Below are 22,785 nucleotides of genomic sequence, written 5' to 3' on the forward strand. Positions count from 1 at the left end.
GCCAGCGACAGAGGAACTCATCATGAGCACATCGAAAAAAGTAGTTGTCATCACCGGCGCCTCGCAAGGCATCGGCGCAGGTCTGGTCGAAGCCTTTCGCGCCCTTGGCCATCAAGTGGTCGCAACCTCGCGCTCGATCAAAGAGTCGAGCGACCCGGATGTCCTGACCGTCGCCGGCGATATTGCCGATCCGCAAACCGCCGAGCGCGTGATTCGCGCCGCTGTTGCCCGCTTCGGTCGCGTCGATACGCTGGTCAACAATGCCGGGATCTTTCTGGCCAAGCCGTTCACCGCTTACAGCCGGGCGGACTATGCCCAGGTCGTGGCGACCAACATGAGCGGCTTCTTCTACATCTCGCAACTGGCCATCGCCGAGATGGAAAAACACGGCAGCGGCCACGTCGTCAGCGTCACCACCAGCCTGGTCGATCATGCAATCGATGGCGTGCCTTCGGTATTGGCGTCGCTGACCAAGGGCGGCATCAACGCCGCGACCAAATCCCTGGCCATCGAGTACGCCAAGCGCGGGATTCGGGTCAACGCCGTGTCGCCGGGCATCATCAAAACGCCGATGCACGCTGAGGAAACCCATCAGGCGCTGGGCAGCCTGCACCCGGTCGGCCACATGGGCGAAATCGACGACATCGTGCAAGCGATCCTCTACCTCGACGGGGCAAATTTCGTCACTGGCGAGATCCTGCATGTCGACGGTGGCCAGAGCGCCGGCCATTGATCGAACCCCTGCAACGCCGCCGGTGGATACCGGCGGCGTCGTTGGTTGTGGTACACAGAGGATGAACGTCCGTCGATCCTCGGTGCGAGCCACAATGAAACGCCATTTTGAAGATTTGCAGTTAGGCAGTATCGAACTGTTCTGCCTGGCTGCCGAAGCCGGCAGCTTCACCGCCGCCGCGCAACTGGCCGGGGTCACGCCCGCAGCGGTGAGCCGGTCGATTCTGCGTCTGGAGCAACGCCTGGGTTCACGTCTGTTTGCGCGGACCACGCGCAGCATCCGCCTCACCGACGCCGGACGGAGCTTCTTCGAACAATGCAGCCAGGCGCTGACGCAACTGGTTGAAGCGCAGCAGGAAGTCATGGGCGCGCAGACTTCGCCATCGGGTCGACTGCGCATCAGCCTGCCGACCACCTACGGGCATCACCGCATCCTGCCGCTGCTACCGAAATTTCGCGCGTTGTACCCCGAGGTTACGGTCGACGTACACTTGGGCAACCGCAATATCGACTTCGTTGAAGAGGGCTACGACCTGGCGATACGCGTGCGCGCACAACCGGACTCGACCCTGATCGCGCGCCTGCTGGAAGACGCCGCCCTGGTGGTGGTCGCCGCCCCCGAATACCTGCATAGAGCCGGCACGCCGCAGACCCTCGACGATCTCATCGCGCATGAGTGCATCCAGTTCGAATTGCCCAGCAGCGGGCGGCGGATTTCCTGGTTGTTTCAGGAAAACGGCCGGGACCTGGAAGTGATTTCCGACGGTGGCTATTCCTGTTCCGACGATGTGCTCGGCGGTGTGACACTGGCCAAGCACGGCGCCGGGCTGTTTCAGACTTACCGCTTCATCGTCGAGCAGGAACTGGCGGATGGACGCCTGATTGAAGTGCTGCAACCGTACGCCGGACGTTCGCGCCCCTACACCCTGCTCTACCCGCACGGCCGCTATGTGCCGCAGCGGGTGCGGGCGTTTGTGGATTTTCTGTTGGGGTTTCGTGAGGACTGGGCGGGACCCCCGCGGTAATCAACCGGTCTGGCGCAGGCGGCTGAGTTCCTTCGACGGCGGGCAGCCGAACTGGCGGTTGTATTCGCGGCTGAACTGCGAAGCGCTTTCGTAGCCGACGCGGTAACAGGCGCTGGACACGTCCAGCCCTTCATTGATGATCAGCCGCCGCGCCTCTTGCAGGCGCAGCTGTTTTTGATATTGCAGCGGGCTCATCGCGGTGACGGCTTTGAAGCGGTGATGCAGCGCCGAATTGCTCAGATTGGCCACCTGCGCCAACGCGTCGATGCGCAATGGCTCGGTGAAATTCCTGTTCAGCCAGTCGATGGCGCGCGTGACCCGGTGGGTCTGCGAATCGCTGACGGCGATCTCATACAGCAGATGCCCGTGCTGGCCGCGCAGCAGACGGTAATACAGCTCGCGCAACGCCATCGGCGCGAGCATGCCGATGTCGCGCGGGCTATCCAGCAGACGCACCAGACGCAGCATGGTGTCGAGCAGGGTCACGTCGATCTTGTCGAGAAACATCCCGCGACCGACGTCCTGTGGCATGCCGGTCAGCGGCGATTCGGCTATCAGTTGCGTCAGTTGCGCCGGATCGAAATCCAGCCGTACGCAAAAATACGGCGCCTCGGGCGAGGCTTCGATCACCCGTCCAGACACCGGCATCGTCACTGACACCACCAGATAATTCAGCGGGTCGTAGATGAAGCGTTCGTCACCCAGCCCGACTTCCTTGCGCCCCTGCACGATCAGGCACAGCGCCGGCCGATGCACGACGTGGATCAGCTCGGACGGTCCATCGAGACGGATCACGTGCAGCGGCGCAATCGCGGTTTCGTAGGTGCCCGGCGCATCGAAGCGCTGGGTGAGCAAGCGCACCAGCTCGGCGCGATACACCGCCGTGTCGTGGAGGATGGAAGCATCGTGGTTATCCATGCAAAGGGCCTCGAAAGCAGACGAAGGTCGGTCAACTGCGGAGGAAGATTAGCCAGTTTTACCCAGCGGCGACTAGATCAAAGATGCTGCAGATTTGCCTGATTCTGCGTCGCTTGGACCGGAGTAAAACCATGGACGCGCGATCGCGCGCGCCCATGGCTGTACCGTTATCAGCCCGCTGTTACCGTCATGCCGCCATCGGCCATGACCACCGAGCCGACCATGAAACTGGCGCGCTCGGAGGCCAGGAAGGTCACGATCTCGGCGATCTCTTCCGGCTGCGCCGCCCGACCGATTGGCGCCGCTTCGCCGTGCTGCGCGAGGAAGCCCGGGCCGTCCTCGACCACGTCATTGAGGATATTAGTCACCACATCGCCGACGCCGATGGCGTTGACGCGAATGCCGTGCTCGATGACTTCCAGGGCCAGCGTACGGGTCAGTTGTGCCAGCGCGCCTTTGGAAGCGGTGTAGGCGGCAATGGTCGGAAAGGCAAAGTACGACGCATAGGAAGCGATATTGACGATCGCGCCGGACTTGTTCGGGATCATCGCCTTGACCGCTTCGCGGCAGTGCAGGAAGGCGGCCGTGGCATTCACTGCCTGGATCTTTTCCCAGTCGTCGCGGCTCATGTCGATCACTGCTTTGTTGATAATGATCCCGGCGTTGTTGACCAGAATATCCAAGCGCCCGAACTGCTCGACGGCAAGGCCGACTGCGCGTTCGGCGGCGCCGTCCTTGGTGATGTCCGCCACCAGCGGCACCAGATCGGGACGAGCCAGTTCTTCGACAGCCGGGTTGAGGTCTTCGGCAATCACCTTGGCGCCGCGAGCGTGCAGCATCAGCGCAATCGCCTTGCCGATGCCACTGGCCGCGCCAGTGACCAGTGCAACTTTACCGGCGACTTCTTGTGGCAGGGTGTGGTTGAAATCAGTCATGGTTTTAACTCCTCGATAGCGAATCGGTGTTGCGCCTGATGGCGCGGTCGTAAACACGGCTTCACTGTCGCGCACTCTCCGCCGCCGGGCTTTCGGGCGATTGCCGGGACTGTCGGAGTTTTGCGCTGGAATTTCCTGCCCGCCCGCCCTAACCTGCAAAATCATTCACAGCCGAAGCTTTTGATGGAGCGTCCTGTGCCCTCTACCAGCCCCGCTACACCGACAATCAGCCAGCCCGCGCGCATCGCCGCCGAAGCCATGCCGGAGCATCTGCCCGGTGTTGCGGAAACGACCACGCCGCGGCCGCAGACCAAGGATGGGGTGGTGCAGCTCTTCCGCCATCAAACCCTGCTTGAGCCGATCCGCGTGCCGTGCGTGGCCGAACCGCTGCTGGTGCTGGTATTGGCCGGCACTGCCCGGGTCGAAGAACGTTCGTTGGGCGGAGAATGGCAGGCGAGCCAGGTCACGGCGGGCGATTTCTTCCTGACCAACACCCGCGAACCTTATGAAATGCGCTGGCAAACCGAAGGTTGCGAGGTCTTCGAAGTCATGCACCTCTACCTCGGTCTGGGCCTGATCGAACAAGCGGCGCGCGAAGCGTTCGGCGAACAGGCCGGTGCAGTGACGTTTGTCGATGTGTCCGGTGCGCGTGACGAGCAGGTCAGCTTCATCCTTGAGCAACTGCGCATCGAACTGACCGAACAGCGCCAGCCCAGTGCACTGCTGGTACACAGCCTGGCTCAGGCATTGGCGATCCATTTGCTGCGGCACTATCTCGACCCGGACAGCAACCCGCGCCGCGACAGCGCCCTGCCCGCCTACAAACTGCGCCGGGTGATCGAAGCCATGAATGCGAATCTCGCGGAGGATTTCAGCCTCAGTCACCTGGCCGACATTGCCGGGCTGAGCGACTACCACTTCAGCCGCACCTTCAAGCGCGCCACCGGTTTATCGCCCTCGCAATACTTCATCCGCCTGCGCATGAGTCGCGCGCGTCATCTGTTGCTCGAGACCGCACGCAGCGTGATCGACATCGGCCTCGAGGTTGGCTACTCCAGTCCCAGCCATTTTTCCCAAGTGTTCCGCCGTGAAGTTGGCGTCACTCCGAGCGCCTACCGCGACGCGCCACGCGGGGCCTGAAACCTGTCGAAAAGCGATGCAGCAGAATTGGGCAAATCCCGTGGAGGAATCGATTAATAGCCCATGAGCCCCCGCACTTAATCTTCTTCCAAGCCCACTCACGGGCACACAGAAGAGGACGACATCATGCTGAACATTCAAGACAAAGTGATCGTGATTACCGGCGCCAGCAGCGGCATCGGCGAAGCCACCGCACGCCTGCTCGCCGAACGTGGCGCCAAAGTGGTGTTGGGCGCACGGCGCACCGAGCGTCTGGCAGTGATTGCCGAAGAGATCAACAGCGCCGGTGGCCATGCGCAGTTCCGCGCACTGGACGTCACCGATCAGCAGGATGTGCAGCGCTTCGTCGATTTTGCCGTGGAGCATTACGGCCGTGTCGATGTGCTGGTCAACAACGCCGGGGTCATGCCGTTGTCGCGGCTGGACGCGCTGAAGGTCGATGAGTGGAACCGCATGATCGACGTCAACATCCGTGGCGTACTCCACGGCATCGCCGCCAGCCTGCCGTTGATGCAGCGCCAGCGCGCCGGGCAGATCATCAACATCGCCTCGATCGGCGCCTACGCCGTCAGCCCCACCGCAGCGGTGTACTGCGCGACCAAATACGCCGTACGGGCGATTTCCGAAGGCTTGCGCCAGGAAGTCGGCGGCGATATCCGCGTTACCGTCATCGCACCGGGCGTGACCGAATCGGAACTGGCCGACAGCATCTCCGATGAAGGTGGCCGCGCCGAGATGAAATCCTTCCGCAAAATCGCCATCCCCGCCGAAGCCATCGCCCGTGCAATTGCCTACGCCGTTGAACAACCGGCAGATGTCGACGTCAGCGAATTGATCGTACGTCCTACCGCCAGCCCCTACTGAGACCAGAAGTCAATCTGTGGGAACCAGCTTGCTCGCGAAAGCGGTGGATCAGTCGGCAAAGATGTTGGATGTGCCGCCGTCTTCGCGAGCAAGCCCGCTCCCACTGGGGGTTTGTGGCAGCACCAAACCAATGGTCAACGCAGAACATTGCAGGAGTGAGCTTGCTCGCGAAAGCGGTGGATCAGTCGGCAAAGATGTTGGGATGTGCCGCCGCCTTCGCGAGCAAGCTCGGTCTCAATGGGGATTTGTGGCGCCACCAAATCAATGGTCAGCACGAAAATTGTGGGAGCGAGCTTGCTCGCGAAAGCGGTGGATCAGTCAACACAGATATTGGATGTGCCGACGCCTTCGCGAGCAAGCCCGCTCCCACAGGGGGTTTGTGGCAGCACCAAACCAATGGTCAACACAGAGCATTGTGGGAGCGAGCTTGCTCGCGAAAGCGGTGGATCAGTCGGCAAAGATGTTGGATGTGCCGACGCCTTCGCGAGCAAGCCCGCTCCCAATGGGGATTTGTGGCAGCACCAAACCAATGGTCAACACAGAGCATTGTGGGAGCGAGCTTGCTCGCGAAAGCGGTGGATCAGTCGGTAAAGATGTTGGATGTGCCGCCGCCTTCGCGAGCAAGCTCGGTCTCAATGGGGATTTGTGGCAGCACCAAACCAATGGTCCACGCAGAACATTGCAGGAGTGAGCTTGCTCGCGAAAGCGGTGAATCAGTCGGTAAAGATGTTGGATGTGCCGCCGTCTTCGCGAGCAAGCCCGCTCCCACAGGGGGTTTGTGGCAGCACCAAACCAATGGTCAACACAGAGCATTGTGGGAGCGAGCTTGCTCGCGAAAGCGGTGGATCAGTCGGCAAAGATGTTGGATTTGCCGCCGCCTTCGCGAGCAAGCCCGCTCCCACTGGGGGTTTGTGGCAGCACCAAACCAATGGTCAACGCAGAACATTGCAGGAGTGAGCCTGCTCGCGAAAGCGGTGAATCAGTCGGTAAAGATGTTGGATGTGCCGCCGTCTTCGCGAGCAAGCCCGCTCCCACAAGGAATCGCGGTGCTGCTGACTACCGCGCGCCCGGGCCGATCAACATGCTTTCAATCTCGGCGCCGGGCATCATTTGCTGCAGGCCTTCGATGAGCTTGTCGCCGGCCTCGGTCAGCGCTTCCAGCGGCATGGCCGGCAGGCTTTCAAGGATGAACCACATGTGCTGCGCCTGCGCATCGAGGCGGGTTCGAACGCCTTGGCGCCAGTTCCAGCGCCGGCAGGTCACGCCCTGATCGTCGCGCCAGACCACTTCGCCAGCGTCCGGAAATTCATGCGCGGGCTGACCTTCTTTCATCGTATCGAACAGCTCGCTGCCATCAGCCACGACCAGACGCGGTGAACCGACGTAGGCCTCGGCATTTTCGCCGCCGACGGGAATCGCATATTCGAGGCTGATGGCGTTGTACAGATCGACCACCGGATCGATGCTCGGCAACTCGCCGTCGCGCAACACGCGTTTGCGCAGAGCCTCGGCGGAGCACGGCGTGCGCTGCGGCTTGGCGCCGAACTGGCGAAACACGTCCGCCCAGGCCTGCAAGTGCGCGGGCGCCCACTGCGGACCACCGGCGGCGACGACCTGACAGGCTTTGGCCAAGGCTTCACCGGCCACATAGGCCTGAGTAATCGGCGCCGCTTGCACGACAATACTCAGCGCTCTGAAGCCCGGCGCGAGTTGCGCAACAGCCGGATCGATTGACGGCACGACAGACAGCATCCCAGAATCCCCCCATACCTGAATTTCAAACGATGCTAGCGATCAATGACCAAGAAAGTCAATATATCGACCGAAGCCGGCGCCGATGTCCAGACCGTCAGCGCAGCGGTTTCGCGCACGCTCAATCAGGCGCGCAAACAACAGGGCATCACCCTGGACGAACTGTCGCGACGCTCCGGCGTGAGCAAAGGCATGGTGGTCGAGATCGAGAAAGGCTCGGCCAATCCGAGCATTGCGACCCTGTGCAAGATCGCCGCAGCGCTGGGCTTGTCCGTGGCCGACTTCGTCAATGTCGCCGACACTCCGACGGCGCACCTGATCGACAGCCACGACATCCCAACGCTGTGGAGCGGTGAGCTGGGTGGATCGGCGCGACTGCTGGCCGGCACCAGCGGCCCGAACATGCTCGAGTTGTGGCGCTGGGAACTGTTTCCCGGCGAGTCGTTTTCTTCCGCCGGACACCCGAATGGCACCACCGAGCTTTTTCATGTCGAGAAAGGCACGTTGCATCTCAAGGTTGGCGATGCCGAGCTGCTTGTCGGGCCTGGCTGTTCGGCGGTAGCGCGGACGGATGTGGCGCATGAGTACGCCAACCGTGGGCGGTCGAAACTGGTGTTCACCATGTCGGTAACTGAACTGCATCAGGGCGCTCGCGAGAGCCCTCACTCTAGTTTCGGAGCAAGAGGCATCGATTCACAGCTCGCAATCAGCGTGACGGCGGATGCTCCGTCGAAACCGAGTTCGTCGCATCGACATCCGACATGTCTTCCTCAACCGGTGCCTCATCGTCCGGCGGCAAAGGCACTTCTGGATTTCCACGCTTGGGATCGTGGCCGGTCTCGTTGTCGGTGGTGCGCGTCACGGCTTGTTGCGAGTGGTTGCCCGGTGCGTTTTCATCAATGTCCATGTCGGTCTCCGATGTGATTCAGCGAGATGTACCTGAGCGTGTGAAATGCCCAAGCGTGACAAGTGCCCGGCACTGGACGAACGGCTTTCTGTAGAGAACGCAAAAAGCCTGCTTTCGAGGCAGGCTTTTGCTTTGGATTTAACGCTTACTTCTGCTGCGTCAGCGCCGAGTAGCTGTTCATCAGGTTGCGGTAGTTAGGAATGCGCTGCGACAACAGATTGCCCAGGCCTTCAATGTCGTTGCGCCAGTCGCGGTGCAGCTCACAGGCCACCGAGAACCAGTTCATCATCTGCGCGCCGGCCTGAGTCATGCGGCTCCATGCGGCTTGTTGCACGGTGGTGTTGAAGGTGCCGGACGCATCGGTGACCACGAACACATCAAACCCTTCCGCCAGCGCCGACAGGGTCGGGAACGCGACACACACATCCGTGACCACACCGGCAATGATGATCTGCTTGCGCCCGGTGGCCTTGATTGCCTTGACGAAGTCTTCGTTGTCCCAGGCGTTGATCTGACCTGGGCGAGCGATGTACGGCGCGTCCGGGAACATCTCTTTCAGCTCCGGCACCAGCGGACCGTTCGGGCCTTGTTCGAAGCTGGTGGTGAGGATGGTTGGCAGGTCAAAGAACTTGGCCAGATCCGCCAGCGCCAGCACGTTGTTCTTGAACTCGTTCGGCGAGAAGTCCTGCACCAGCGAGATCAGACCGGTCTGGTGGTCAACCAGCAGCACGATAGCGTCGTCTTTGTTCAGGCGGTTGTAGGTTGGAGTGGTCATGGTGTGCGTCCCTTTTAAGTTTTGAAGTTTGTTGTTGCGTTCAAGTTGGGTACAGATTACTGACGCACAGCAAAGGGATAAATCGGCTGAAAAGCGTTTCACCGTCCACTCAGACCGGACAATCCACCTCAATCGTAAAACGGCTCGACCAACGCGCGGCTGCCAACAAAGAAACTGTCCGCCACCAGGCGCAACGGTTGCAGGTCGAGGTCGCTGGCCTTGTCGCCGATCAATTGCTGGAAGTGGCGATAGACCGCTGCGTATTCGCCCTCCTCAGACACGCTTTGGCGCTCGCCGTCGATGCTCAGCACCGCGCCGCCGTTGTCCAGGCGCAGGACGCCCTCGGCGCAGCGGATTTCGATGCTCCAGAGCTCGTCGTGGCCATGGTCGAAATCGAACTCGGCGCGCACGTCCAACTGATGCGCATCAGACATTTTGATCGAGGCGGCAATCGGCGACTGGCAGTTGCTCGGCACGCGCAGCTCGGCGGCTTCGACAAACAGCGGCAGTGCCAGCAGGTGGGTGATGATCGACAAGGCGTTGATGCCCGGATCGAACACACCCAGGCCACCCGGTTGCCAGATCCACGCCTGGCCCGGATGCCATTTGCGCACGTCTTCCTTCCAGTCAATCTGTACGCTTTGCAGGGTGCGGCTGGCCAGCCAGTCGCGGGCGGCGGCGATGCCCGGTGCGTAGCGTGAATGCCAGGCGAACAGAGCACTGACGCCTTGTTCAGCGACCTGATCGACCAGGGCCATGGCCTCGCCCAACGTTGCACAGGGCGGTTTTTCCACCAGCACGTGCTTGCCGGCCGCCAACGCCTGTTGCACCAGGGTAAAACGCCCTTGCGGCGGCGTGCAGAAGGCAATCGCATCGACGGCCGGGCCGTTTTCAAGCAGTTCGCCCAGCGACTGGAAGTTTTCCACCCCGGCGCAAGGTTTGCCCTGGGTGGCGACCGCTACCAACTGAAACGCGGGGTTGGCGAGGATGGCGGGAACGTGTTGATCCTGGGCGATCTTGCCGTAGCCCACCAGGCCGAGACGAATCGGTTGCATTACAGACTCCTGTTGTTGTTTTGGTCTTTGCAGCGCAGCGGCAAGAGTACGTGTTTCTGCGCCCGCCTCCAATCGTCATACTATTTAAATCGATTCTGATCACAACGAACGAATGGGCGTATCCGTCATTTCTTCTTACACCTTTTGTCGTCCGATCCCGCACCGCGCGGCGATCGGCAGCCGGCGATCAGCCTCAGTTTGCTATCATGCGGCGCTTTTACGGTTAACCCCCGCCAGTCCTGCCGACTCGCGGGCTGCAAAAGGCGGTATTAGATGACGGCTTTGTTGACTCGCCGCAAGGTACTTGCGGGAATGGGCGTGCTCGGGCTCGGCCTGCTCGCCGGTTGCGATACCCGTGGCCAACTGTCGTACAAGTACGGCAAGGATCTGAGCGACAAGATCCTCGGCCGCACCTTCAAGCTGAAGAACCCCGAAGGCGAAACCATGTCGCTGTCGAGCTTTCGCGGGATGATGCCGATGATCTTCTTCGGCTTCACCCAATGCCCGGCCGTTTGCCCCACCACTCTGGCCCGCGCCGCACAGATCAAAAAACTCATGGGCCGCGACGGCGATCGCCTGCAAGTGGTGTTCATCACCCTCGACCCCGAACGCGACACGCCGCAGATCCTCGACGCCTATGTCAAAGCCTTCGACCCGAGCTTCGTCGCGTTGTACGGCACGCTTGAGGAAACCAAGGCGACCGCCAAGGAATTCGACGTGTTTTACGAGAAAGTCCCGGCCGGCGACACCTACACCATCTCCCATACGTCCACCAGCTACGTCTACGACTCGCGTGGTGAGTTGCGCCTGGGCCTGTCCACTTCGCTGACAGCCCAAGAGTGCACGGAAGATTTGCTTACTGTTATGGAGGTCTGCTGATGCATCCCGTTCTGAATCACCTCAAACGCACCGTATGTGCACTGTCCCTGCTCGGCCTGGCCTTTCAGGCGTCGGCGCAGACCAAAGTCGACGACGCCTGGGTCCGTGCCACTGTGCCGTCCCAGTCTGCCAGCGGCGCGTTCATGACCGTTACTGCCGACAGCGACAGCAAATTGCTCAGCGTTGCCTCGCCAGTGGCCAAGGACGTACAGATTCATGAAATGAGCATGAAGAACGACGTCATGACCATGGGCCCGGTGAAGTCGGTTGAGTTGCCTGCCGGCAAAGCCGTGAGCTTCGACCCGAACGGCTACCACGTCATGCTGATGGGCCTGACCGGTCAGTTGAAGGAAGGCGACAGCGTGCCGCTGACCCTGACCGTTGAAAACGCCAAGGGCGAGAAAGAAACCGTTGAGGTCAAGGCACCGGTTCGCGCGCTGACCAACATGGGCGGCCATGATCACAGCAAGATGCATTGATCGCTGACAGAAAGACTCTTCGCCCGACTGGAAAACGGGGCGGCTTGATCGACGATCGGGCCGCCCCGTTTTTTTGATGTGTGCAGAATTAACGCTTGCGGGCCAATGCGTTGCGCACGCTTTCCGGTGACATCCCTGAGCTGGAACGGGTCATGGGTTCAAGGACGGTCGCCTTGGCCAACTGTTCCTTGCGCTTCGTTACCTGACGCCAGTGGTAAGCGAAATATCCGACTGCTACCACGATCCCCAACCAACCGAACACCGAACTCACGAAGAACCATAGCGCCAGTGTGACCCACACGGTTTTCGAGTTGAACAACTTCAAACTGTCGTCGGCAGGCACCGGTTCGACCGGCGTCTGTGGCGCCTCCGGTACTTTCTGCATCCCCTGCAGATCAAAGCGCAGCGCGAAGTCCGCCCCGGGCACAGGCACCTCGATCTGATTGCCTTCAGCACGATGCACCCGAATTTCGCCATTGACGAGCGAGACGGAGCTGAAACTGATTTGGGTGTCACAGCGAATCTCGCCGTTGACCAGGGTCACGACCGTTCGTTGTGAGTCAGCGGGAGTATCGCGCATGTCGATTCCTTGAGCGTTCCACGTCGGACGACGTGCGAAGGGAAAATCCGTTGGAGGCAAATGCTACTGAGTGGCTAGTACGCTGTCCAGAAGCGTGAACCCGGCTGCAAGTTATCCGGCTCGAGCGTGTTAGAAGTAACCAGCCTGATGGAAAGCGTGCTTTACATCTGAAACAACATCAGCAACTATGTAAAGGGTCTTTTACATAGGAAGTGAAGAATGAACCGGTACCACCTCGAATTGGGCGCAGCATTAATCCTCTACATGCTGGTGCTGACAGCATCATTGATTGCCTCGCAATACCTGATGGATGCGCACCTCGTGCTGCGCTCGGCCGTCGCACTAACGCCGATCATTCCGGCGGCCCTGATGTGCTGGGCCATCGTGCGGAAAATGCGGCGCATGGACGAAATGCATCTGCGCATCCAGTTCGAAGCCTTGGGATTCGCCTTTGCCGCCTCGGCATTGGTGACCTTCAGCTACGGTTTTCTGGAAAACGTCGGCGCCCCGCATATCCCGTGGACGTGTGTGTGGCCGGTAATGGGGCTGATGTGGATTGTCGGCCTGCACATTGCGCGACGCCGCTACCAATGAAAAACCGTCTCAAGGAATTGCGCGCCGAGCGCAAGTGGTCGCAGGTCGATCTGGCCGAACGCCTGAACGTGTCGCGCCAGACGATCAACGCCATCGAAAACGAACGCTACGATCCGAGCCTGCCATTGGCGTTTCAGATTGCCCGGGCGTTTGAGCTGCCGATTGAGAGCATTTTTGATGATGGCGAATCTTGAATGGCAAAAGGGGCAACACACGTTGCCCCTGTTCGATCAACTCCCCGCACCACCATGCGCCTCTTCAAAGAAATAATCCTTCCAGCTCGCCGCTTTGTTCTTCAACACACCGAGTTCCTGCAGTTTCTCGGCATAGATGAACGTGCGTTGCGGTACGACGGTGAAGTCAATTTCCGGGTCTTTGACGATTTGCTCGACCAGTGTCAGCGGCAGTTTCGATTGCTCTACGCGGATGTAGGCCTTGGCGGCGGCGGGTTTGTCGGCTTTGATGATGTTCTCGGCTTCGGCCAGTGCGTCATAGAAAGCTTTGTAGGTTTTCGGGTTTTCGTCGTGGAATTTTTCCGTGGTGTAGAGCACGTTGAACGTCGCCGGGCCGCCGAGGATGTCGTAGGAGCTCAGCACTTTGTGCACGTTCGGGTTTTGCAAAGCCTGGTACTGGAACGGTGGGCTGGAAAAGTGCGAATTGATCTCCGAGCCGCCGGCGATCAGCGCAGCGGTGGCGTCCGGGTGCGGCAGGCTGACTGAAATGTTGTCGAACTTCTTGAACTGGTCGTCACCGAATTCCCTGGCGGTTTCAATCTGCAGGGTACGCGACTGGAAGCCTACGCCTGCGGCCGGCACGGCGATACGGTCCTTGTCGCTGAAGTCCTTGAGGGTTTTGATGTTCGGGTTGTTGGTCAGCAGGTAATTGGGCATCGAGCCGAGCGCGGCGATAGCCTTGACGTTCTGCTTGCCCTTGGTGCGATCCCACACGGTGAGCATCGGCGGCACGCCGGCCGAGACCACGTCCAGCGCACCGGTCAGCAGCGCTTCGTTCATCGCCGTGGCGCCGGAAATGCTGTTCCAGTCGACCTTGATCTCCAGACCCTGGGCCTTACCGTGTTTCTCGATCAGTTGTTGATCGCGCACGACGTCGAGAATCAGATAACCGATGCCGAATTGCTGGGCGATGCTGATTTTGCCCTCGGCCCGGGCGCCGCTACTGAACAGCGCACCCGCTGCCAGAGTAGCGGCCAACAGAGTCAGCGAAGAACGTTTGAACGGTGTGGCCATGACAACCTCGCAGCATGGGGGTGGGCTGAAAGGGCTGACTTTATAGCTATAAAAAATAGAAATTAAATATCTTTATCGTATATCGATAGCACTGAGCGATTTGTCTTCTGCGGCTGGAATACCACGAGCACCGGACGAACCTACAACAGTCTGAAACAAAAAACTGCCTCCCCTGAAAAGCCGCAAAACGTCCAGAAGCCCCGCCCGGTCTAGGCACGCGGTCTTTCACGAATCGCCAGTCGCGGGTCAAAAAAACCGATCAGCGTTCCTACCCTTGGTATCATCGCCCACAGTTTCTTGACCCTTTCATGACACGCAGGCCTTTCTTTGTGAGCTCACTTTTTAACTGGCTACGGCGGCCGAATGCCCGCCTCCTTTCCCTGATCGTTCTGGTACTGATCGTGCCCGTGTGCCTGCGCGCGGCGTTGGGCTGGTCAACACCGCTGGGCTTTCTCTCGGACCTGGCCGTCGGCAGTCTGCTGGTCGTGGCACTGCATCGTCGCGCGTGGTGGCTGGCCTTGCCAGTGCTGGTGTTCTGGGCACTGTTGGCGATCGCCACGGCAGAACTGGTCAGCGCCGTCGGCCGCCTGCCGACGCCTTCGGATATTCACTACCTGATTGACCCGCAGTTCGTCGAGAATTCCACCGGCGGCGGACTTGCGCACCCTGCCCTGACCATTGCTTTGTTGGGCGCGCTGGTTTTCTGGCTGGTGACTCAGTTTGTTGGTCGCGGCTTGTCTCGCCCTGCTCTGCCTCGCTCTGTCTGGGTCGCGCCAATCGTGTTGTTCGCCGCACATTGGGGCACGCAAAACCTGTGGCCGAACGACGGCGATGCCTGGCGCCTGTACAACCTGCCGCATCAATTGCTCGCCAGCGAAGTCGCCGACCTGCAGATCCAGGCCGAAGAATGGCTGGACGGCGACATCGAAGAACCCACACCCGCGATGGCTGGACTCACCGACGTCGACCTCAATGGCCAGAAATTGCTCGCCGCGCCCGGCCAGGCGCGCAACGTGTTGATCATCGCGCTGGAGGGCATTCCCGGTGCCTACATTCGCGCCAACCGTGAGGCGATCGGCAGTCACTATCAAGAAGACCTGATGCCCAACCTGAGCCGCTGGGCCGAGCGCGGCATGAACACCCCGGATTACGTGCTGCACACCCACCAGACCATTCGCGGTCTGTACGCCATGCTCTGCGGTGACTACGACAAGCTCAACAATGGCACGCCCAAAGGCGTGGAAATGCTCACCCTCAACGAACGCAATCAGGCCTGCCTGCCGGCGCAACTGCGCGAACACGGCTTCAGCACCCACTATTTACAGGGCGCCGGCCTGCGCTTCATGGCCAAAGACAAGATCATGCCGCACATCGGTTTTGATGCGACCCACGGTCTGGAATGGTTCAGCAACAGCAACTATCTGGAATTCCCCTGGGGCAAGGATGACAAGGCGTTTTTCGAAGGCGCGCTGGATTACGTCGGCCAACTGAAAAAGCAAAAACAGCCATGGATGCTCACGCTGCTGACGGTCGGCACCCACCAGCCCTACTCCGCACCGGAGGATTACCTGCAGCGTTATGAAACGCCAAAGCAGGCTGCCGTCGGTTATCTGGACGATGCGCTGGATCAGTTTCTTGCCGGGCTTGAGCGCCAGGGCGTTCTCAACGACACGCTGGTGGTGATCACCTCGGATGAATCCCACGGCATCGACGGTGTACGTCTGGCCTCGTCATGGGGTTTCAACCTGACGCTGGCGCCGGAACAGGCGCAACTGCCGCGGCTGAATGCCGGGGTTTATGGCCACGTCGATCTGAGCACCTCGATCCTCGACTATTTCGACCTGCCGGTGCCGACTGCGCTGAGCGGTCGGTCGTTGTTTCGCGACTACGATTCCGGGCGCGAAATCATGTCGTTCACCAACGGCAAACTGCGCTACCACAACGGTCAGGGCATCTTTTCTGAATGCGACCTGCCGCGTCGCTGCCGCTACTACCAAAGCGCCGGCTTCATCGCCGAAAGGGCCACTTACAAAGGCACCTACAGCGGCCATCCGGCCCGACAGATTGCCGCGCGCGCCGATGCGCTGGACCTGTCCCTGCTGCGCACGCCGCTCAACCATCGCTACCAGTTCGGCAGTAACAACATCATCCCACTGCAAGCGCAGATCAAGGATGATTGGGCCGACAACCTGATCGGCGCGCAATACCTGGAAATGCCCAAAGGCTCGCACACCCGCGTGCGCCTGACCGTGCGCTCGGTTGATCCGCAGCAGGCGGCGTACATTCAGCTCAAGGCCAAGCAATTCGAACAGGACGTGCAACTGGGCCTGCCTACGGAAATGGTCGCCACGGCGGACCAGCCACTGGAGTTGGACTTCAGCTTTGAAAACCCGCAGCCGCGCAAGGCCTTCTCGTTTCATTTGCTGGGCTATGGCAATGGCGCGGTTGAAGTGTCGGACTTCAGCGTGATCACTGAACTGCCGGGGCAGGATGACATTCTTGATGACGTTCCTGATGACGAAACCGCGCAGTCCAGCTAATCCCTGTAGGAGTTGCGGTGAAAGAGTTTGCCTATCGGCCTCCAACAGTCGGGCTATTAGCCGACTTGCCAACTCGGGTCTAGCCTTACCAGTCCGAAGTCGGCACGAGCCGGCCGCAGACCTGATAGGGATACGAACATGGCAAACGAATCGAAATGCCCGTTCAACCACGCCGCCGGCGGCGGTACGACGAACCGTGACTGGTGGCCGAACCAACTCAATCTGAAAATCCTCAGCCAGCACTCACCCAAGTCCGATCCGCTGGGCCAGGACTTCGACTACGCCAAAGCCTTCAAAAGCCTCGACTTTCAAGCGCTGAAACAAGACATCAGAGCGCTGATGACCGATTCTCAGGACTGGTGGCCGGCCGACTTCGGCCATTACGGCCCGTTGTTCGTGCGCATGGCCTGGCACAGCGCCGGGACCTATCGCACCGCCGATGGCCGTGGTGGCGCTGGCTCCGGTCAGCAACGCTTTGCGCCGCTCAACAGCTGGCCAGATAACGTCAGCCTCGATAAGGCCCGCCGCCTGCTGTGGCCGATCAAGCAGAAATACGGACGCAATATTTCCTGGGCCGACCTGATCGTGCTCACCGGCAACGTCGCGTTGGAGTCGATGGGCTTCAAGACCTTCGGTTTTTCCGGTGGCCGTGCCGATGTCTGGGAACCGGATGAAGATGTGTACTGGGGTTCGGAAACCGAATGGCTGGGCGGCGACAACCGTTACGGCAAGAGCAACGGCCCGGTGCAAGAGCCCGGCGACGGCACGCTGGTGGCTGAGCCCGATCTGCATGGCCGCGAAGAAAGCCGCACCGATCAGGGCGAACGCAATCTGGAAAATCCCCTCGCCGCCGTGCAGATGGGCCTGATCTACGTCAACCCGGAAGGCCCTGAAGGCAACCCGGACCCTGTGGCCTCGGCCAAGGATATTCGCGAAACCTTCGGCCGCATGGCCATGAACGATGAAGAAACCGTAGCGCTGATCGCCGGCGGCCATGCCTTCGGCAAGACCCACGGCGCCGGCCCTGCCGACAATGTCGGTCCCGAACCGGAAGCGGCCGGTCTGGAGCAGCAAGGTCTGGGCTGGAAAAATGCCTTCGGCACCGGCAAAGGCGCCGACACCATCACCAGTGGCCTGGAAGTCACCTGGACCACCACGCCCACGCAGTGGAGCAACAATTATCTGGAAAACCTGTTCGGCTTCGAATGGGAGCTGAGCAAAAGTCCGGCGGGCGCCAATCAGTGGCAACCGAAAAACGGCGCCGGTGCGGGCACCGTTCCCCACGCTCACGATCCGAACAAGAAGCTCTCGCCGACCATGCTGACCTCCGATCTGGCGCTGCGTTTCGATCCTGCCTATGAACAGATCTCCCGGCGCTTCCTGGCCAATCCTGATCAACTCGCCGACGCGTTCGCCCGCGCTTGGTACAAACTGATCCATCGCGACATGGGTCCGCTCTCCCGCTACCTCGGCCCCGAATTGCCGCAAGAGGAATTGCTCTGGCAAGACCCGCTGCCCGACGTGACGCACGCGCTGATCGATGACAGCGACGCCACGTCGCTGAAAAACAAGGTGCTGGCTTCGGGATTGTCGGTGTCACAACTGGTCTCGACGGCGTGGGCGGCAGCGTCGACCTTTCGCGGCTCGGACAAGCGCGGCGGCGCCAACGGTGGTCGCTTGCGTCTGGCCCCGCAGAAGTTCTGGCAGGCCAACCAGCCCGAGCAATTGGACAAGGTGCTGAGCACGCTGGAAGGCATCCAGAACGAGTTCAACGGTTCGGCTGCCAATGGCAAGAAGATCTCGCTGGCAGACCTGATCGTCCTGGCCGGCAATGCCGGGGTGGAAAAAGCCGCGCAGAACGCCGGGCACTCAGTGTCGGTGCCGTTCTCACCGGGCCGCGTCGATGCTTCGCAGGAGCAAACCGATGTCGAATCGTTCGGCTTCCTCGAACCGATCGCCGATGGCTTCCGCAATTACAGCAAAGGCAAATACACGGTTGCGGCGGAAACTCTGCTGATCGACAAGGCGCAATTGCTGACTCTCACGGCACCGGAAATGACCGTGCTGTTGGGTGGTCTGCGGGTGTTGAACACCAACGTCGGGCAGACGCGGCATGGCGTGTTCACCGATAAAACCGATACGCTGAGCAATGACTTCTTCACTCACCTGCTGGACATGGGCGTGGAATGGACGCCGACGTCGCGGGATGCCGATGAGTTTGAAGGCCGTGACCGCAAGACCGGGGCGCCAAAGTGGACGGCGACACGAGTGGATCTGGTGTTCGGCTCGAATGCGCAATTGCGCGCGTTGGCCGAGGTGTATGCCAGCGCCGATGCGAAGACGCAGTTCGTCAATGATTTCGTCAAGGCATGGACGAAGGTGATGAATCTGGATCGGTTTGATCTGCGTAAATAGCTGTTTCTTGTACTAATGAAAATGCCGCTCGTTGAGCGGCATTTTTTTGTTGATCGTTCCCACGCGCAGCAAAGGAATGCAGCAAGGGACGCTCTGCGTCCCAAAGCCGACGCAGAGCGTCGGGAGAGGCATTCCCACGCAGAGCATGGGAACGATCAATCAAACGCCCAGGAGTTGATCGGCGTTACGCCAGGCTTTTGCTTACCACTTCATACACGTCGCTGGACAACGCTCCGGACGCCAGAATCCGCTCCAGCTCAGCCTTCATCAGCGCCTGACGCGCGCTGTCGTATTTGCGCCAGCGGGTCAGCGGGGCCAGTTGGCGCGAGGCGATCTGTGGGTTGAAGCCGTTCAACTCGATCACCAGATCGGCGAGGAAGCGATAACCGGACCCGTCCGCCGCGTGGAAGTTGATCAGGTTCTGCCCGGCGAACGCGCCGATCAGTGCCCGCACCTTGTTCGGGTTCTTGATGTTGAACGCCGGGTGCTGCATCAATGCCTTCACCCGCTCCAGCCCGCCCGGCAAGGTGCTGCCGGCCTGCACGCTGAACCATTGATCCATGACCAGCGGATTGTCCTTGAAGTGCTCAGCGAAACTGGCGAGCGCCAGTGCCTTCTGCTCCTCGAACGGTGAGTTGACCAGCACCGCCAGCGCAGTCAGGCGCTCGGTCATGTTGTCGGCGGTCTCGAACTGCTCCAGGGCCGCCGCCAGCACTTCCGGCTTGCCGCTGAGCATCAGGTACGACAGGGCAATGTTCTGCAAGGCGCGCCGGGCGAAGTGCTCGGCCTCGGCCACGTACGGAGTCTTTTTCGACAGATCGCGATTGGCCTGATAACGCAGCCACAGCGCTTCGAACAAGCCTTCGGCGAGTTGCTTGCGGGCGAACTCGCGAGCGACATGAATCGCCTCGACGTCAGCCACTTCGCTGATCTCGGTGAGATAGGCCTCCCCCGGCAGCGAGAGCATTTCGGCAACCATCGCCTGATCCAGCGAGTCGTCGGACAGCACCGTGCGCAGCGCCGACACCAGACGCGGATCGAGCTTCAGACTCTCGCCTTTCTGATGCTGGCCAATCAACTCTTGTAGCACTTGCACCGACAACTGCTGACCGGCATCCCAGCGGTTGAAGCCGTCGCTGTCGTGCTGCATCAGGAACATCAGTTGATCGCGGTTGTACGGGAAGCTCAGTTTCACCGGCGCCGAGAAGCCGCGCAGCAGCGATGGCAGCGGTTGCTCGTTAATGTCGACGAAAGTGAAGGTCTGCTCGGCTTCGGTCACCGAGATCACTCGGGTGGTGCCTTGCGCCGAGGCTTCACCGGCCAGACGTAGAGCAATTTCGTTGCCCTGGCTGTCGAGCAGGCCGAGCTCGACCGGAATCACGAATGGCAGTTTTTCTACTTTGTCCGGGGTCGGCGGGCAGCTCTGGCGGAAGGTCAGGCTGTAGGTTTTTGCGGCAGCGTCGTAGGACTCGCTGACGGCCAGACGCGGTGTGCCGGCCTGACTGTACCAGCGCTTGAACTGACTGAGGTCGACGCCATTGGCATCTTCCATGGCCTTGACGAAATCGTCACAGGTCACGGCCTGGCCGTCGTGGCGTTGGAAGTACAGATCGCTGCCCTTACGGAAGCCCTCGGCACCGAGCAAGGTGTGGATCATGCCGACCACTTCCGAGCCCTTTTCGTACACGGTCAGGGTGTAGAAGTTGGAAATCTCGATGAAGCTGTCCGGGCGCACGGCGTGGGCCATCGGGCCGGCATCTTCGGCGAACTGGTGGGTGCGCAGATAGGCGACGTCCTGAATGCGCTTGACCGTCGCCGAGTTCATGTCCGAGGAGAAACCGGCATCGCGGAACACCGTGAAACCTTCCTTGAGCGACAGCTGGAACCAGTCACGGCAGGTCACGCGGTTGCCCGACCAGTTGTGGAAATATTCGTGGGCGACGATCGCCTCGACCCGCTGGTGCGCGGCATCAGTCGCGGTTTCGGCGCGGGCCAGCACGGCGCTGGAGTTGAAGATGTTGAGGCCCTTGTTCTCCATCGCGCCCATGTTGAAATCGTTGACGGCGACGATCATGAAGATGTCCAGATCGTACTCGCGACCGTAGACCTCTTCGTCCCAGCGCATGGATTTCTTCAGGCTGTTCATCGCGTGCTGGCACTTGTCGATGTTTTCCGGCTCGACATAAATGCGCAGCGCGACGTTGCGCTGGCTCATGGTGGTGAAGGTGTCTTCGACGCACCACAGATCACCGGCGACCAGCGCGAACAGGTACGCCGGTTTCTTGAACGGGTCTTCCCAGGTCGCCCAGTGCCGGCCGTCTTCGCCGGGGCCGGAAGCGATCGGGTTACCGTTGGAGAGCAGCACCGGGTAGCTGTGCTGTTCGGCCACGACGGTGGTGGTGAACTTGCTCATCACGTCCGGGCGGTCGAGGTAATAGGTGATCTTGCGAAAGCCTTCGGCCTCGCACTGGGTGCAGAACATCGTGCCGGACTTGTACAGGCCTTCCAGCGCGGTGTTGGTTTCCGGGTGGATCCTGACGCTGGTGTCGAGGGTGAAGCTGTCGCTGCCCGGCTGCAGGGTCAGGTGGCTGTCGGAAATTTGATAGTCCGCTGCGCTCAGTTCCTTGTCGGCCAACGTTACCGAGAGCAATTCCAGCTGCTGGCCGTCGAGCACCAGCGGCGGCAGGCCTGCGCCGCGCTCGGGGTTGCGGCGCATCACCAGTTGCGCGTGAACCAGGCTGTGGTCCTCAAACAACTCGAAGGTCAGGTGGGTTTCGTCAATCAGGTACTCGGGCGCCTGATAGTCCTTGAGGTAAATCATCTTCGGTTGTTCGGTGCGCATGCTGGAATCCTTATTGATGCACGGCGAGCTGATAGGCCGTGTATTTACGAATGTTGATCACGCCGGTGTCGAAGATCAGGTACTGGCCCTTGATCCCCAGCAGCGTGCCTTCGGCAATCGGGTTCTTGTCCAGGTTGAAGCTGACGATTTTCGCCGGGTATTGCTCGACGGGATAGCGGATTTCCAGCGGTTCGACATCGGCAATCGTCTGAATCGCCTGTAGGCCGAATCGCTCCTGCAAGCCTTGCAGGCCTTCGGCGCAGCTTTCGAACAATTGATCGCGCACCTGCGCCAGATCCACCGCCGCGGCATCGCCCTTGAGCAAGGCGCGCCAGTTGGTCTTGTCCGCCACCTGACTGCGGAACAGGTCCTCGACAAACCCCGATTGCTGGCGCGTCGACACGCGCATGATCGGCAGCGCCTGACTTGCGCCCTGATCCAGCCAGCGGGTCGGCAACTGCGTGGCACGGGTGATGCCGACCTTGATCCCCGACGAGTTGGCCAGGTAGACCACATGATCAGTCATGCAGAACTGCTGGCCCCACACCGGATCACGGCAGGTGCCGGCGTCGAAGTGGCAACGCTCCGGACTCATGATGCACAGGTCGCACTGCGCCAGTTTGGTCATGCACGGGTAGCAATAACCCTGACTGAAACTGGTTTTGGTCCTGCGCCCGCAATGGGTGCAATGAATTGCTCCCAAAAATTCCAGACGCAGCGTGCTGCCGATCAACGGGTTGACCGGCACCTCGACGTCATCCAGACGAAACGCGTACTGCACGTTCGACCCGTCCAGACGCGCCGACATTTTGCTGATTGCACCGCGGCCAATCTCGATCAATGGATGGCATCCGACTTGAACAGGATGTTCGGCACTTCGATCGACTTCGACGCACATTCTTGCGGGCCCATGTAACCGGTGCGCTGGTCTTCAGGCAGGTTCTGGATTTCCCAGGCGATCATCGCCTGCAACGACAGCTCGCGCTGTTCGGCAGTGAGTTTGTTGCCGTCGGACCATTTACCGATCTCCACGGCCAGTTTCAGGCTTTCGTAGATGTCCGGGGTGATGTTGTTGATCATGTCGTTGAAAGAGGACATCAGGGTCT

The 22,785-nt window shown here is 60.4% G+C and carries 21 protein-coding genes and 1 pseudogene; 11 read left to right on the top strand and 11 right to left on the bottom strand.

The annotated features are described in order from the left end of the window. Positions 1-22 precede the first annotated feature (22 nt). Both ACZZZ4_RS25110 and ACZZZ4_RS25115 read left to right on the top strand, forming a co-directional pair. A complete protein-coding gene (locus ACZZZ4_RS25110; RefSeq protein ID WP_463549080.1) occupies positions 23-733 on the top strand; it encodes an SDR family NAD(P)-dependent oxidoreductase in 711 nt (236 codons plus the stop codon). Between the two features lie 94 nt (positions 734-827). After that, complete coding sequence (locus ACZZZ4_RS25115; RefSeq protein WP_463549081.1) at positions 828-1,757, top strand: LysR family transcriptional regulator; 930 nt, start codon at positions 828-830, stop codon at positions 1,755-1,757. On the opposite strand, the gene ACZZZ4_RS25120 is transcribed toward ACZZZ4_RS25115, so the two are convergent. Then, positions 1,758-2,675: an AraC family transcriptional regulator gene (locus ACZZZ4_RS25120; protein WP_463549082.1), complete on the bottom strand. Its 918-nt coding sequence runs from the start codon at positions 2,673-2,675 to the stop codon at positions 1,758-1,760. It lies immediately after the preceding gene. 170 nt (positions 2,676-2,845) lie between these two features. Beyond that, entirely contained in the window at positions 2,846-3,610 is a 765-nt protein-coding gene (locus tag ACZZZ4_RS25125; protein ID WP_039763211.1) for an SDR family NAD(P)-dependent oxidoreductase, read from the bottom strand. Positions 3,611-3,868: 258 nt separating this feature from the next. On the opposite strand from ACZZZ4_RS25125, the gene ACZZZ4_RS25130 reads away from it, so the two are divergent. Next, complete coding sequence (locus ACZZZ4_RS25130; RefSeq protein ID WP_463549316.1) at positions 3,869-4,750, top strand: helix-turn-helix domain-containing protein; 882 nt, start codon at positions 3,869-3,871, stop codon at positions 4,748-4,750. 126 nt (positions 4,751-4,876) lie between these two features. After that, positions 4,877-5,614: an SDR family oxidoreductase gene (locus ACZZZ4_RS25135; RefSeq protein WP_415762132.1), complete on the top strand. Its 738-nt coding sequence runs from the start codon at positions 4,877-4,879 to the stop codon at positions 5,612-5,614. A 1,056-nt stretch (positions 5,615-6,670) separates the two neighbouring features. Here ACZZZ4_RS25135 and ACZZZ4_RS25140 read toward each other — a convergent pair. After that, positions 6,671-7,366: a B3/B4 domain-containing protein gene (locus tag ACZZZ4_RS25140; RefSeq protein ID WP_039763216.1), complete on the bottom strand. Its 696-nt coding sequence runs from the start codon at positions 7,364-7,366 to the stop codon at positions 6,671-6,673. Positions 7,367-7,411: 45 nt separating this feature from the next. Here ACZZZ4_RS25140 and ACZZZ4_RS25145 point away from each other — a divergent pair. Next, positions 7,412-7,978, top strand: a pseudogene (locus ACZZZ4_RS25145) (helix-turn-helix domain-containing protein); the annotation flags it as partial. Between the two features lie 94 nt (positions 7,979-8,072). Here ACZZZ4_RS25145 and ACZZZ4_RS25150 read toward each other — a convergent pair. The 3 genes from ACZZZ4_RS25150 to ACZZZ4_RS25160 form a co-directional block, all read right to left on the bottom strand. Next, entirely contained in the window at positions 8,073-8,273 is a 201-nt protein-coding gene (locus ACZZZ4_RS25150; RefSeq protein WP_434765919.1) for a hypothetical protein, read from the bottom strand. A 145-nt stretch (positions 8,274-8,418) separates the two neighbouring features. Continuing rightward, complete coding sequence (gene ycaC / locus ACZZZ4_RS25155) at positions 8,419-9,048, bottom strand: isochorismate family cysteine hydrolase YcaC (RefSeq protein ID WP_016774235.1); 630 nt, start codon at positions 9,046-9,048, stop codon at positions 8,419-8,421. Positions 9,049-9,176: 128 nt separating this feature from the next. Further along, positions 9,177-10,103, bottom strand: coding sequence for a Gfo/Idh/MocA family protein (locus tag ACZZZ4_RS25160; protein ID WP_463549083.1), 927 nt, complete (start codon positions 10,101-10,103; stop codon positions 9,177-9,179). Positions 10,104-10,376: 273 nt separating this feature from the next. On the opposite strand from ACZZZ4_RS25160, the gene ACZZZ4_RS25165 reads away from it, so the two are divergent. Both ACZZZ4_RS25165 and ACZZZ4_RS25170 read left to right on the top strand, forming a co-directional pair. After that, on the top strand, positions 10,377-10,982 hold the full coding sequence (locus ACZZZ4_RS25165) for an SCO family protein (protein ID WP_016774221.1): 606 nt from the start codon (positions 10,377-10,379) through the stop codon (positions 10,980-10,982). Beyond that, a complete protein-coding gene (locus tag ACZZZ4_RS25170) occupies positions 10,982-11,461 on the top strand; it encodes a copper chaperone PCu(A)C (RefSeq protein WP_463549084.1) in 480 nt (159 codons plus the stop codon). The genes ACZZZ4_RS25165 and ACZZZ4_RS25170 overlap by 1 nt, the downstream gene beginning before the upstream one ends. Before the next feature lie 88 nt (positions 11,462-11,549). On the opposite strand, the gene ACZZZ4_RS25175 is transcribed toward ACZZZ4_RS25170, so the two are convergent. Then, the gene (locus ACZZZ4_RS25175; protein WP_463549085.1) at positions 11,550-12,041 is read right to left on the bottom strand and encodes a hypothetical protein; all 492 of its coding nucleotides are present in this window, start codon (positions 12,039-12,041) and stop codon (positions 11,550-11,552) included. 219 nt (positions 12,042-12,260) lie between these two features. Between ACZZZ4_RS25175 and ACZZZ4_RS25180 the strand changes: the two genes are divergently transcribed. After that, positions 12,261-12,635 carry a hypothetical protein gene (locus tag ACZZZ4_RS25180; protein ID WP_463549086.1) on the top strand — a complete coding sequence of 125 codons (375 nt, stop codon included), beginning with the start codon at positions 12,261-12,263 and terminating at the stop codon, positions 12,633-12,635. Further along, positions 12,632-12,829 (top strand): helix-turn-helix transcriptional regulator, encoded by a 198-nt coding sequence (locus ACZZZ4_RS25185; RefSeq protein WP_101159038.1) that lies wholly within the window; start codon positions 12,632-12,634, stop codon positions 12,827-12,829. The genes ACZZZ4_RS25180 and ACZZZ4_RS25185 overlap by 4 nt, the downstream gene beginning before the upstream one ends. 36 nt (positions 12,830-12,865) lie before the next feature. Here the strand turns inward: ACZZZ4_RS25185 and ACZZZ4_RS25190 are convergent, their stop codons facing one another. Next, positions 12,866-13,882: an ABC transporter substrate-binding protein gene (locus tag ACZZZ4_RS25190; RefSeq protein WP_463549087.1), complete on the bottom strand. Its 1,017-nt coding sequence runs from the start codon at positions 13,880-13,882 to the stop codon at positions 12,866-12,868. A gap of 329 nt (positions 13,883-14,211) precedes the next feature. Here ACZZZ4_RS25190 and ACZZZ4_RS25195 point away from each other — a divergent pair, with 329 nt between their 5' ends. Further along, the gene (locus ACZZZ4_RS25195; protein ID WP_463549088.1) at positions 14,212-16,422 is read left to right on the top strand and encodes an LTA synthase family protein; all 2,211 of its coding nucleotides are present in this window, start codon (positions 14,212-14,214) and stop codon (positions 16,420-16,422) included. Between the two features lie 138 nt (positions 16,423-16,560). Then, a complete protein-coding gene (gene katG / locus ACZZZ4_RS25200) occupies positions 16,561-18,837 on the top strand; it encodes a catalase/peroxidase HPI (RefSeq protein ID WP_463549089.1) in 2,277 nt (758 codons plus the stop codon). Positions 18,838-19,021: 184 nt separating this feature from the next. On the opposite strand, the gene pepN is transcribed toward katG, so the two are convergent. From pepN to ACZZZ4_RS25215, 3 genes are read right to left on the bottom strand one after another with little or no spacing between them, the layout of a single operon-like run. Continuing rightward, positions 19,022-21,679, bottom strand: a complete 2,658-nt coding sequence (gene pepN, locus ACZZZ4_RS25205) for an aminopeptidase N (protein ID WP_463549090.1) — start codon at positions 21,677-21,679, stop codon at positions 19,022-19,024. A 10-nt stretch (positions 21,680-21,689) separates the two neighbouring features. Continuing rightward, complete coding sequence (locus ACZZZ4_RS25210; RefSeq protein ID WP_415762122.1) at positions 21,690-22,520, bottom strand: DUF2797 domain-containing protein; 831 nt, start codon at positions 22,518-22,520, stop codon at positions 21,690-21,692. Beyond that, entirely contained in the window at positions 22,517-22,777 is a 261-nt protein-coding gene (locus ACZZZ4_RS25215; RefSeq protein WP_016774215.1) for a YeaC family protein, read from the bottom strand. The genes ACZZZ4_RS25210 and ACZZZ4_RS25215 overlap by 4 nt, the downstream gene beginning before the upstream one ends. Positions 22,778-22,785 lie beyond the last annotated feature (8 nt).

It is taken from the genome of Pseudomonas sp. AC252 (assembly GCF_979258105.1).

Bases quoted from the DNA above. Each gene is read 5' to 3' on its own strand.
- ACZZZ4_RS25110 (WP_463549080.1), top strand. From the start codon at position 23: ATGAGCACATCGAAAAAAGTAGTTGTCATCACCGGCGCCTCGCAAGGC.
- ACZZZ4_RS25120 (WP_463549082.1), bottom strand. From the start codon at position 2,675: ATGGATAACCACGATGCTTCCATCCTCCACGACACGGCGGTGTATCGC.
- ACZZZ4_RS25140 (WP_039763216.1), bottom strand. From the start codon at position 7,366: ATGCTGTCTGTCGTGCCGTCAATCGATCCGGCTGTTGCGCAACTCGCG.
- pepN (WP_463549090.1), bottom strand. From the start codon at position 21,679: ATGCGCACCGAACAACCGAAGATGATTTACCTCAAGGACTATCAGGCG.
- ACZZZ4_RS25150 (WP_434765919.1), bottom strand. From the start codon at position 8,273: ATGGACATTGATGAAAACGCACCGGGCAACCACTCGCAACAAGCCGTG.
- ACZZZ4_RS25170 (WP_463549084.1), top strand. From the start codon at position 10,982: ATGCATCCCGTTCTGAATCACCTCAAACGCACCGTATGTGCACTGTCC.
- ACZZZ4_RS25160 (WP_463549083.1), bottom strand. From the start codon at position 10,103: ATGCAACCGATTCGTCTCGGCCTGGTGGGCTACGGCAAGATCGCCCAG.
- ACZZZ4_RS25115 (WP_463549081.1), top strand. From the start codon at position 828: ATGAAACGCCATTTTGAAGATTTGCAGTTAGGCAGTATCGAACTGTTC.
- ycaC (WP_016774235.1), bottom strand. From the start codon at position 9,048: ATGACCACTCCAACCTACAACCGCCTGAACAAAGACGACGCTATCGTG.
- ACZZZ4_RS25125 (WP_039763211.1), bottom strand. From the start codon at position 3,610: ATGACTGATTTCAACCACACCCTGCCACAAGAAGTCGCCGGTAAAGTT.
- ACZZZ4_RS25215 (WP_016774215.1), bottom strand. From the start codon at position 22,777: ATGTCCTCTTTCAACGACATGATCAACAACATCACCCCGGACATCTAC.
- ACZZZ4_RS25180 (WP_463549086.1), top strand. From the start codon at position 12,261: ATGAACCGGTACCACCTCGAATTGGGCGCAGCATTAATCCTCTACATG.
- ACZZZ4_RS25135 (WP_415762132.1), top strand. From the start codon at position 4,877: ATGCTGAACATTCAAGACAAAGTGATCGTGATTACCGGCGCCAGCAGC.
- ACZZZ4_RS25185 (WP_101159038.1), top strand. From the start codon at position 12,632: ATGAAAAACCGTCTCAAGGAATTGCGCGCCGAGCGCAAGTGGTCGCAG.
- katG (WP_463549089.1), top strand. From the start codon at position 16,561: ATGGCAAACGAATCGAAATGCCCGTTCAACCACGCCGCCGGCGGCGGT.
- ACZZZ4_RS25175 (WP_463549085.1), bottom strand. From the start codon at position 12,041: ATGCGCGATACTCCCGCTGACTCACAACGAACGGTCGTGACCCTGGTC.
- ACZZZ4_RS25190 (WP_463549087.1), bottom strand. From the start codon at position 13,882: ATGGCCACACCGTTCAAACGTTCTTCGCTGACTCTGTTGGCCGCTACT.
- ACZZZ4_RS25130 (WP_463549316.1), top strand. From the start codon at position 3,869: ATGCCGGAGCATCTGCCCGGTGTTGCGGAAACGACCACGCCGCGGCCG.
- ACZZZ4_RS25165 (WP_016774221.1), top strand. From the start codon at position 10,377: ATGACGGCTTTGTTGACTCGCCGCAAGGTACTTGCGGGAATGGGCGTG.